The organism is Pseudomonas kitaguniensis (assembly GCF_049199985.1).
Lineage (GTDB): Bacteria > Pseudomonadota > Gammaproteobacteria > Pseudomonadales > Pseudomonadaceae > Aquipseudomonas > Aquipseudomonas kitaguniensis.
Genome location: NZ_JBLZPT010000079.1, coordinates 1 through 255, shown reverse-complemented (window position 1 = coordinate 255; position 255 = coordinate 1). Strand labels below are relative to the sequence as shown.

The window sequence follows — 255 nt, the reverse complement described above, 5'->3', positions numbered from 1 at the left end:
GCAGAGTAACTCACAAATTTTACCTTAGCCTGATCCGTTACCAGTGAAAGTAACGTTCAGTCTATCTTTCTATCACATACCCAAATTTTTAAAGAACGATCTAATCAAAGACTAGAAATCAATATTCGCACCGGAATATTCATTTCTAAACTCTAACAGCAGAAGCAGTTAATGGTGGAGCCAAACGGGATCGAACCGTTGACCTCCTGCGTGCAAGGCAGGCGCTCTCCCAGCTGAGCTATGGCCCCATACAAA

General features: G+C 43.1%; 1 tRNA gene. It reads right to left on the bottom strand.

The annotated features are described in order from the left end of the window. Positions 1 to 172: 172 nt before the first annotated feature. Positions 173 to 248: transfer RNA gene (locus ACOZK9_RS27425), tRNA-Ala, on the bottom strand. Between the last annotated feature and the right edge of the window lie 7 nt (positions 249 to 255).